Origin of the sequence: Phenylobacterium sp. (genome assembly GCF_031181185.1) — a bacterium.
GTDB lineage: Bacteria > Pseudomonadota > Alphaproteobacteria > Caulobacterales > Caulobacteraceae > Phenylobacterium.
This window is the reverse complement of sequence record NZ_JAPSKZ010000139.1, coordinates 1-9,458: the sequence shown is the minus strand read 5'-3', so window position 1 is coordinate 9,458 and position 9,458 is coordinate 1. Positions and strand designations below refer to the sequence as shown.

8 protein-coding genes and 1 tRNA gene are annotated in these 9,458 nt (G+C 69.7%); 6 read left to right on the top strand and 3 right to left on the bottom strand.

Translation table 11 applies throughout. The features are described 5' to 3' along the window. A partial coding sequence (locus RIF93_RS15310) for a TonB-dependent receptor (protein ID WP_309092312.1) occupies positions 1-2,532 on the bottom strand: 2,532 nt, incomplete at its 3' end. 225 nt (positions 2,533-2,757) lie between these two features. On the opposite strand from RIF93_RS15310, the gene RIF93_RS15305 reads away from it, so the two are divergent. The 4 genes from RIF93_RS15305 (at position 2,758) to RIF93_RS15290 (ending at position 5,895) form a co-directional block, all read left to right on the top strand. Beyond that, positions 2,758-3,537 carry a GntR family transcriptional regulator gene (locus tag RIF93_RS15305; RefSeq protein WP_375163885.1) on the top strand — a complete coding sequence of 260 codons (780 nt, stop codon included), beginning with the start codon at positions 2,758-2,760 and terminating at the stop codon, positions 3,535-3,537. A gap of 71 nt (positions 3,538-3,608) precedes the next feature. Continuing rightward, positions 3,609-4,616, top strand: coding sequence for an SIS domain-containing protein (locus RIF93_RS15300; RefSeq protein WP_309092311.1), 1,008 nt, complete (start codon positions 3,609-3,611; stop codon positions 4,614-4,616). After that, on the top strand, positions 4,616-5,761 hold the full coding sequence (gene nagA, locus RIF93_RS15295; RefSeq protein WP_309092310.1) for an N-acetylglucosamine-6-phosphate deacetylase: 1,146 nt from the start codon (positions 4,616-4,618) through the stop codon (positions 5,759-5,761). The genes RIF93_RS15300 and nagA overlap by 1 nt, the downstream gene beginning before the upstream one ends. Positions 5,762-5,810: 49 nt before the next feature. Continuing rightward, a tRNA-Leu gene (locus tag RIF93_RS15290) sits at positions 5,811-5,895 on the top strand. A gap of 4 nt (positions 5,896-5,899) precedes the next feature. Here the strand turns inward: RIF93_RS15290 and RIF93_RS15285 are convergent. Together RIF93_RS15285 and RIF93_RS15280 are read right to left on the bottom strand one after the other, a co-directional pair. Beyond that, positions 5,900-7,846 carry a TonB-dependent receptor domain-containing protein gene (locus tag RIF93_RS15285; protein WP_309092309.1) on the bottom strand — a complete coding sequence of 649 codons (1,947 nt, stop codon included), beginning with the start codon at positions 7,844-7,846 and terminating at the stop codon, positions 5,900-5,902. A gap of 54 nt (positions 7,847-7,900) precedes the next feature. Then, positions 7,901-8,467 (bottom strand): hypothetical protein, encoded by a 567-nt coding sequence (locus RIF93_RS15280; RefSeq protein ID WP_309092308.1) that lies wholly within the window; start codon positions 8,465-8,467, stop codon positions 7,901-7,903. Positions 8,468-8,569: 102 nt separating this feature from the next. Between RIF93_RS15280 and RIF93_RS15275 the strand changes: the two genes are divergently transcribed. Further along, positions 8,570-9,088, top strand: a complete 519-nt coding sequence (locus RIF93_RS15275) for a cytochrome C (RefSeq protein WP_309092307.1) — start codon at positions 8,570-8,572, stop codon at positions 9,086-9,088. A gap of 22 nt (positions 9,089-9,110) precedes the next feature. Beyond that, positions 9,111-9,458, top strand: a 348-nt coding sequence (locus RIF93_RS15270) for a nuclear transport factor 2 family protein (RefSeq protein ID WP_309092306.1), incomplete at its 3' end; no start/stop codon positions are given.

The following is a 9,458-nucleotide window of genomic DNA, read 5'->3' as shown; positions in this document are numbered from 1 at the left end:
GAAGCTGGCCGAGGCGTCTAGCGACGTGACCGAGGCGCTGTTCAGCTGGGCGGCGCGGTCGATATCGATGAAGAACTTCGAGCGGTAGTTGTAGGAGAGCCGGGCGCTGAACCGCTCGGTCTCGTACCAACCCGTGAGGTTCAGGCTGTGCTTGGAGTTGCCCGGGATCGGGTCGCCGTTGTTCGATTTGGCGTCGGAGAAGGTGTAGTTCGTCTGCACGCCGAAGCCGCCCCAGACCGGCTGCTGCCAGGACACCTCGACGCCCTGATTGCGACCGCCCGGACCGTTCACCGGCCGCGTCACGTCGAAGTCGCAGTCGTACAGGTTGTTGCCGCCGCTGACGGCGGTGCAGCGCGCGGCGTCCGGCGTGCTGGTCTCGACCCGCTGACGCTCCACGTTGGTCTCATTGACCAGGTACGACTGGATGTCCTTGTAGAACAACGCCACGGCGAGCAGCGACTGGGGCGCGTAGTACCACTCGGCCGAGAGGTCGAACTGGCTGGCGCGGTAGGGGTCCAGCTGCGGATTGCCGCCCGAGCCGGTGTAGATCGACGGCGTCAGTGAGATCTGCGGCGCGATCTTGGCGTAGTCGGGACGCGCCATCACCTTGGCGGCGGCGAAGCGTACGACGAGGGTGTCGGTCACGTCGAAGGCGACGTTGAAGCTGGGCAAGATGTCCGTGTAGTCGTTCTTGTAGGTCACCGGCGTGATGTCGCCGAACGGGTTCGGCGTGCCGCCGCCCGCGCCCACGAGCCAGCCGTCGGCCGTCTGCTTCGTCTGGACGACGCGCACGCCGACGTTGCCGCGATAACCCTCGCCCTCGAACAGGCCCATGACGTAGCCGCCCAAGGCCTTCTCTTCGATGACATAGCTGTCCGACGGCGACAGGAACTTGTAGTCCGCCGAACCGGGCGTGGATGGCGTCCATTCGACCAGGGTCTTGGAGAGCAGCAGCTGCCGCAGCGCCCGACGGTCGACCTGGCGATAGGCCGAGAGCACGCCCGCCTCGCGGATGCCGCTCAGGTAGTCGCCGGGCGTGACGTCGCCCGCCACGTCGGCCAGGCCGCAGACGTGGCCGCTGCAGAGGCCGCCGGTCCAGGGGTAGAGCGAGCCCAGACGCCCGGCGATATGCAGGGTCTCGCGCTCATGGTCGGTGAACTTCACGCCGGCCTTGATGGCGGTGAACGGCCCGTAGCTCACGTCCTTCGTGATGTCGCCGCGGACGTACAACTCCTGGTCGTCATTGCCGATGGATTCCAGCGAGCTCCAGCCCAGCTCGGGGAGGGCGGCGGCGCTGGTCGGGTCCAGGTTGGTGAAGTTCACCCGCGGCACGCCCTGGGTGAGGTCGAAGGTCAACCCGGTCACGCCGATGGTTTCCCAGAACGGCTGGGCCTCCGTTTCACCCTTCGCGTCGGTGAAGCCGATCTGGCCATGCAGGCGCCAGCCTTCCGCCGGCTCGAAGTTCACGTCCAGGTCGATGGAGCGGGTTTCGGTGGAGGCGATCCGGTCGATGGCGTCGAACACCGCGCCGAACCCGCCGGTGGCGTTGAACGTCCCCTTCACCAGCGTGCCGTCGCGGACTTCCGTGCCCGTGAGCGCCGCGCCGGGCGTGCCGAGCGCGCCCACCTTGTTGGACACCCAGGCCATGTAGTTCTGGTTGAAGTTGTCGGCGTCCATCTTGCTGTAGAGGCCGGTCAGGTTGACGCTGAGCCGGTCGTCGGGCTCGAACTGGACGGCGAAGTTCAGGCCCTTGCGATCGCGGCTCTGCTGGAAGAAGGACGAGCCGATCAGCGACGGGTAGTCGATGGTCCCGAGCGTCCCGCCGAAGTTGTTCGTGCCGTAGCCCAGCACCTCCACGCCATCCCGGCGCAGGTGGCGCTTCTGCCAGATGCCGCCCACGAGCAGGCCCAGCGTCTCGTCGGCGTTCTTCCAGCTGACCATCCCCGAGAGCTGCGGGTCCAGCTTGTCGGACTGTTCGGTGTAGACGCCCTGCGCCGAGGCCGAGACCGTGAAGGCGTCGAGATCAAGCGGCTTGCGCGTCAGGACATTGACGGTGCCGCCGATGCCGCCTTCCTCGAGGTCGGCCTGCGGGCTCTTGAAGACCTCGACCCGGCCGACGATTTCCGACGGCAGCATCAGGAAGTTGAAGCTGCGGCTCGCGTTCAGCTGGTCCAGGATGAACCAGTCGGCGGTCGCCACGCCGTGTCCGTTCAGCAGCGTCAGGTTCAGATTCGGCGCCGTGCCGCGGATCGCGACCCGTTCGCCTTCGCCGAAGTCCCGCGTGATCGTGACGCCGGTCACCCGTTGCAGCGACTCGGCCACGTTCTTGTCCGGGAACTTGCCGACGTCTTCCGCGGTGATCACCTCGACCACGCTCTCCGCGTCGCGCTTGGAAGTGATCGATTGCTGCAGGGAGGCGCGGATGCCCGTGACGACGATCTCCTCCACCTCCTGCGCGTTGGCGATGGCCGGGACCATCAGGTCGGCGGCGAGGCTGGTGGACGCCGCCAGGAGCGCTTTACGGAAGCCCATCTCTCAATTCTCCCCTTCGCCGGACATCGCGGGCTACCTTCCCCACGAGGACCAATATCAGCCCAATCTAGTGCCACCCTGCGGGATGGCGCCCCGCACACACTCGGGGTTCACCTTAGGCTGTGCCGCAAAACGCTGATCGCGCAAGCGAAAAATGTGACCAATCCATGAATTATCGCGAATTGGTATTTGATTGGTAGCTCGCGTGCCCTATAGATTGTCGTCATGGTAGGGGCCCACCAGATGCTCGGGGACATGGCGCCAGGCTTCTCGCAACTGATCGGATCGCTGGATGGGCGGGGCCGCGGCCCGCTGTACCAGAAGCTCCAGCAGGCCATTCGCGAGGCCATCCAGAACCGTGTCCTGTCGCCGGACGAGGCCCTGCCGCCGGAGCGGGATCTCGCCGAGGAGTTCAAGGTCTCGCGGATCACCATCCGCAAGGCGCTGGACGGGCTTGTGTCCGAGGGCCTGCTGACCCGTCGGCAGGGCGCCGGCACCTTCGTCGCCGCGCGGGTGGAGAAGAGCTTCTCGAAGCTCTCGTCCTTCACCGAGGACATGATCTCGCGCGGGCGCACGCCGCGGTCCGAGTGGCTGAAGAAGGCCGAAGGCGCGGTGACCCCCGAGGAATCGATGGTGCTGGGCTCCAGTCCCGGCACGCCGGTCTACCGTTTCCACCGCATTCGCTACGCCGACGACCTGCCGATGGCCCTGGAGTATTCCACCGTGCCCGCCTTCTCGCTGCCCTCGGTCGAGGCGGTGGGCGCCTCGCTGTACGAGGCCCTGGCCGCCGCGGGCCACCGCCCGGCGCGGGCGCTGCAGCGCCTGCGCGCGGTGCTGTTCACCGCCGAACAGGCCGAACTCCTGGGCGTTAAGCCGGGCGATCCCGGCCTGCTCATTGAACGCCGCGGGTTCCTGAAGGACGGGCGCGCGGTGGAGTTCACCCAGTCCTATTACCGCGGCGACGCCTACGACTTCGTGGCCGAGCTCAACACCCTGGCCTCCTGAGCGGGAAGGGACGCGGAGTGGATCACGTGAGCTCGAGTGCGACCGCCGGGGGACCTCGCCCGCGCACCCGGATGGCCGAAGAGGCCGCCGAGGCGCCGCGGGTCGCCGCCGACCTCCTGGCGCGCAACGCCGAGCTGGTGCGCGCCCTGGCCGCGGACCTCCGGGCGCGGCCCCCGCGCACGGTGCTGACCTGCGCCCGGGGCTCGTCCGACCACGCCGCAACTTACGCGAAGTACCTGATCGAGACCCGCACGGGACTGATCACCGCCTCGGCCGCGCCGTCGGTGAGCTCGGTCTACGAGGCCGCGCCCGAGGCCCAGGATGTGCTGGCGCTCGCCATCTCCCAGTCGGGGGCGAGCCCCGACCTGCTGGCGACGGCGCAGGCCGCCCGCGACGCCGGCGCTCGGCTTGTCGCCCTGGTCAATGCGCCGGGCTCGCCGCTGGCCGATCTGGCCGATCTGGAGCTGCCGCTCTGGGCGGGGCCGGAGGTCAGCGTCGCGGCCACCAAATCCTACCTCGCGGCGCTCGTCGCGATCGCCCAGATCGTCGCCGCCTGGACGGAGGACCCGGCCCTGGAGAAGTCGCTGGCCGGGCTGCCGGGCCTGATGACGCGCGCCGCGGACCTCGACTGGTCGCCGGCGCTGCCGGTGCTGGAGGACGCGACCAGCCTCTATGTGCTCGGCCGCGGACCGGGCTTCGCCGCCGCGCAGGAGATGGCGCTGAAGTTCAAGGAGACGTCAGGCCTGCACGCCGAGGCGTTCAGCGCCGCCGAGGTCCGCCACGGGCCCATGGCGCTCGCGCGCGACGGATTCCCGGTGCTGGTGCTGGCTCAGGACGACCCGACACGCGAGGGCGTCGAGCGGCTCGCGACGGAGCTGGCCGAGGCCGGCGCCCGGGTGTTGATCGCCGGCGCCGAGGCCCAGGGTGCGATCACCCTGCCGTCGCTGTCCGGCGACCCGCTGCTGCAGCCGATCCTGCTGGTGCAGGCCTTCTACGGCATGGTCGAACAGCTCTCGCGCCGGCGGGGCTTCGACCCGGACAGGCCCCCTGGCCTGGCCAAGGTCACGAGGACCCTCTGATGGCCGTCGCGCTCACAGGCGGCCGCGTGCTGAACGGCCATGGCTTCGTGACGGGCCAGGGCGTCGTGCTCGAGGGCGACCGCATCGCCGCCGTACTGCCCGAGACCGAGACGTTGGCCAGGGCCGACCAGCGCGTGGACCTGCAGGGCGCGATCCTGGCGCCCGGCTTCGTCGACGTGCAGGTGAACGGCGGCGGGGGCGTGCTCTTCAACGACGACCTCAGCGTCGACGCCATCGCCGCCATCGGCGCGGCGCACCGCAAGTTCGGCACCACCGGCTTCCTGCCCACCCTGATCAGCGAGGATCTGGGCGCGATCGACCGGGCGCTGCGCGCCGTGGAGGCGGCGATCGCCGCAGGCGTTCCAGGCGTCCTGGGCGTCCACGTCGAGGGGCCGTTCCTCAACGCGGCGAGGGCGGGCATCCACGACAAGAAGAAGTTCCGGGTTCTCGACGAGCGCGCCTCGGCGCTGCTGGGCTCGCTGAGCGCGGGCGTGACCCTGGTGACCCTGGCGCCCGAGCGCACCGAGCCGCAGATGATCCGCCGGCTGGCCGCCGCCGGCGTGGTGATCGCCGCGGGCCATACCGACGCCGACTATGACCAGATCCGGGCCGCTCTGGAAGCCGGCGTCAGCGGCTTCACCCACCTGTTCAACGCCATGTCGCCGATGACCGCCCGCGCGCCGGGCGCCGTGGGCGCGGCGCTCGAGGCCGCGGACGGGTTCTGTGGCGTCATCGTCGATGGCCGGCACGTGCATCCGGCGATGCTGCGCTTAGCCCTACGCTGCAAGCCGGCCGAGCGGTTCATGCTGGTCACCGACGCCATGCCGAGCGTCGGGCTGGTCGACAAGAGCTTCACCCTGCAGGGCCAGACGATCACGGTGCAGGACGGAGTCTGCGTCGCGCCCGATGGCACCTTGGCCGGCTCGGACCTCGATATGGCTTCGGCGGTCCGCAACACGCGCGACCTGCTGGGGCTCGATCTGCCCACGGCGTTGCGGATGGCGAGCCTGCATCCGGCCCAGTTCCTCGGCCTGGACCACGAGATCGGCCGCATCGCCGCGGGCCAGCGGGCCGACCTGGTGCTGCTGGACGACGACGCGCGCGTGCAGGCGACCTGGATCGGCGGCAATCCGCTCTGGACCTGAAAGCCAGCTTTGCGAAGCAGGGTCGCTGCGGCTAGATAGCCGCCCGCGCGCCCCCTTGGCGGAATTGGTAGACGCAGACGACTCAAAATCGTCCGCCGCAAGGCTTCCCGGTTCGACTCCGGGAGGGGGCACCAGCTTCTAGAATCGCAGCCGCACCCCACCGTTGGCGACGAAGCCCTCGGTGGGCGCCCACGCCTCCACCGTCCAGCGGCCGTCCGGCGCGCGTCGCGGCAGGACCAGCGGGTCGTACTTGGACTGCCGGATGTCCAGCAGGTTCTCCAGGTTCAGGAACAGACTGGTCCGTCCGAAGATCACCTCGCCCATCAGGCCAAGCTCCCAATAGGGCTTGCTGCGGCTGCGGTAGGGATTGTCGTCCAGCCTCTGGCGGCCCGTATAGTACGCCTCGAAGCCCAGCCGCCCACGGCCGTGTTCCTCCCACATGGCGACGAAGCCGGCCGTGTGGCGCGGCGTCAGCGGCGCCGCTCGCCGCCCGCCTCCCGGCGCCGGTTCCGTGGCGTCGACGTGAACGTAGCTGCCCGTCACGGTGAAGTCGCCGAACCGGTAGCGTAGCAGCGCCTCGGCGCCGCGGGTGCGGGTGACGCCTCTTGTGTTCACCAGCCGCACGCGGTCGGCCGCAACCTCCTCGAGGCGCACGGCGTCGTCGATGTCGGCGGCGAAGAGCGTCAGGTTCGCTTCGATGGGCCCCGACGCGTAGCCCGCGTCCAAGGAGGCGGTTTCAGCCGTCTCGGCCTTCAGCTCGCCCAGCGGCTCGAGGCGCGACAGACCGGCGGCCTCGATCTCTTCCACGAAGGGCGTCGGCGCGTAGAAGCCCCGGCCATACGACGCCCGCAGCGTCCACGGACCCGGCCGGTACAGCAACGAGAAGCGTGGGCTGAACCGTGAGCCGTATTCGCTGTGCTGGTCGAAGCGGGCGCTGGCCGCCAGCGTCAGCGCCTCGGAAAAGTCGTGCTCCACCTGTGCGAAGAGCGCCGGCGCGCTGTGGGTGTAGTCGAAGGCGGGGAAGGTCTCGGACCTGAAGACGTCGCGCTGCACCGCGAGGCCGGCCAGCCACGACGTGCGCTCGGTTTTCGTCGAGACCGACGCCTCGCCGAAGAAGGTGTCATGCCGATCCTCCTCCAGCACCTCGCCGAAGCGGTGGTCGTGCGCCTGGGTCATGGCCGAGGCCCGCAGGTGGCCGGTGATCCGCTCGGTCAAGGGCGCGGCGACGACGGCGCCGAGGTCGAACCGCAGCGTGTCCTGCGCTTGCCGGAAGGCCTCCCCCGTTGGCGTGGTGCGATCCCGCTGCGTCCCGCCGCGGCGATCCTCGCCCATGGCGCCAGCGGTCAGCAAGGCGGTCCCGCCCTCCGCCCCGGCCCAGAACAGCCGCGGCCGCAAGGTCCACCGCTCATGGCGCGGCATGTCGGTCCAGCCGTCGTCGTCCAGGTCCTGCGCGCCCTGGCGGTGCAGGCCGCCGATCAGCGAGCCGCTCCACGTCGGCGACAACGGCGTCGCGCCATAGGCGGTCAGGTCCTGTCCGTCGCGGCTCGTCAGGTTCAGCAGCAGATCGCCGTGCGGCTCGGCGCCCGGCCGTCGTGACACCAGATTGATCACCCCGCCCAGGGCGGAGGGGCCGTACAGCGCCGAGGCGGAACCCTTGATGACCTCCACCTGGCCCAAGTCCGTGGGCGGAATCTGCAGCAGGCCCAGCGAGGGGACCTGGCCGCCGTATAGGGGCAGGCCATCGGCGAGCAGCTGGGTGTAGCGCCCGCGCATGCCCTGCACGCGGATGTTCGACGCGCCGAGGCCCGGCGAAGTGACCTGGACCCGGAGTCCGCCGGTCTCACTCAGCAGCATCGCGATGTTGCCGGGCCGCATGAGGATCTTTTCCTCGATCTCTTCGCGGTTGATCACCTCGACGCGGATCGGCTCGTCCTGGACGCGGCGGCCCGATCGAGTGGCCTGGACAACGATCTCCTCGACCTCGTCGCCCTCTTCGTGAGGATCATGCTCCTGGGCTTGCGCCGCCCAAGGCAGCGCCGAGGCGGCGGCGATCAGGACCAGGCGGTGAATTCGGCTCGGGGGCACGCGCGACCTTTGGGGCTTGGTTTGCCGTGCTTTGAGACCGAGGCCGTCGGCAGATCAAGCTCGGTTCCAGCGGCTGGCCTTCACCGCCTCCCGGGCGAGGCGCTGGACCTCCAGACAGACCTGTCGCTCGGCCTCGGCGTCGGCGAGGGCCCGGTGCGCCGGGGTTTCGGGCAGGACGTTCAGCCGAGCCTGTGCGATCAGCCGCTCGGCCACGGCCTCGGGATCGTCGCGGACACCCAGCACCTCCAGCACGTTCAGGGCCGCCTCGCGGTGCGCCTCGTCGGAATCTTTCAGCCGCAGGGCATGGCGCGGCAGCCCGGCGGCCCGCAGCAGCCGGCTCAGCCACTGCCCGTCCCAGGAGGGCGCGGTGACGTAGAGCGCGTGGCCGCTCAGCTGGTCCAGCATGCGGGCGGCGACGTCGGCGTGATCGGCGCCTTCGGCCTCGAGCTGTTCGCGCGAGATGCGGTGGATGGCCTGGGCCTCCGGATCCCACTCGGTCCAGTCGGGCGCAGGCCGGATCAGGTGCGTCTCGGACCGGCCGTGTTCGAACACCCAGGCCACCTCGACGGGGAAGCCTCCCTCGCCCAGCGAGGACGCTTCGAAATCCAGGAAGACGCGCATGCAAAGAAAGGACGCCCGCGGACCTCCCATGGTTCCGTTGCGACATATCTCTTGCAATGAGACAAACATCTCATTATCGAGCGCTGTTATCGGAGCTTGACCATGAACACGCATCTGAAACTCACCGTGGTCGCCGCGGCGCTGCTGGCCTTGACCGGCTGCCGACAGTCGCAGGCGACCGCTGCGGCGCCGACCGGCGTTCGCGTCACCGGGGCCTCGGACGTCGAGGCGGGCCGCTATCTCACCGTCGTGGGCGGCTGCAACGACTGCCACACCGCCGGCTGGAACGAGACCGGGGGCAACGTGCCCGACGCCCAGCGCCTCACCGGCACGAACGTCGGCTGGCAGGGCCCGTGGGGCGTCACCTATCCGGCCAACCTGCGCCTTACGGCCGCGGCGATGAGCGAGGACGATTGGGTGGCCATGCTGCGCACCCGCAAGGATCGGCCGCCGATGCCCTGGATGAACCTCAATGCGATGCACGAGCAGGACAGCCGCGCCGTCTATCGGTATCTGCGCGCCCTCGGACCGGCCGGCGAGCGCATGCCCGAGGCGACTGGACCGGGCGAGCCGGCGCGCACCGCCTTCATCCCCATCGCGCCGCCTCAGGCGCCCCGCTGAGCCGTCGGTAAGGAGACTCGCCATGCCGCTCACCCGCGCGCAGATGGACGCCAAGATGGACGAGCATTTCGGCTTCGAGATGCGCGACGACGTCCCGGGCGTGCTGGCCACCCTCGCCGACGACGCCGAGCACGACATCGTCGGTTGGCCCACCGGGCCCACGCGCGGCCGCGAAGCCGCCCGGGGATTCTATGAGGCGCTGTTCGCCGACCTTGCCGAGGGCCAAGTGCGCTGCCTGCGCCGGCTCTACGGCGAGGATTTCCTGATCGATGACAGCGTCTGGCGCGGCAAGGCGGTGGGGCGGCCGTTCGGGCTGGAAGGCCGTGGCCGCGACTTGGAGTTTCGCCTGCTGCACGTGGTGGAGTTTTCC

Coding starts and splice junctions, on each gene's coding strand:
- RIF93_RS15305 (WP_375163885.1), top strand. CDS start 2,758: ATGGTAGGGGCCCACCAGATGCTCGGGGACATGGCGCCAGGCTTCTCG.
- RIF93_RS15300 (WP_309092311.1), top strand. CDS start 3,609: ATGGCCGAAGAGGCCGCCGAGGCGCCGCGGGTCGCCGCCGACCTCCTG.
- nagA (WP_309092310.1), top strand. CDS start 4,616: ATGGCCGTCGCGCTCACAGGCGGCCGCGTGCTGAACGGCCATGGCTTC.
- RIF93_RS15280 (WP_309092308.1), bottom strand. CDS start 8,467: ATGCGCGTCTTCCTGGATTTCGAAGCGTCCTCGCTGGGCGAGGGAGGC.
- RIF93_RS15275 (WP_309092307.1), top strand. CDS start 8,570: ATGAACACGCATCTGAAACTCACCGTGGTCGCCGCGGCGCTGCTGGCC.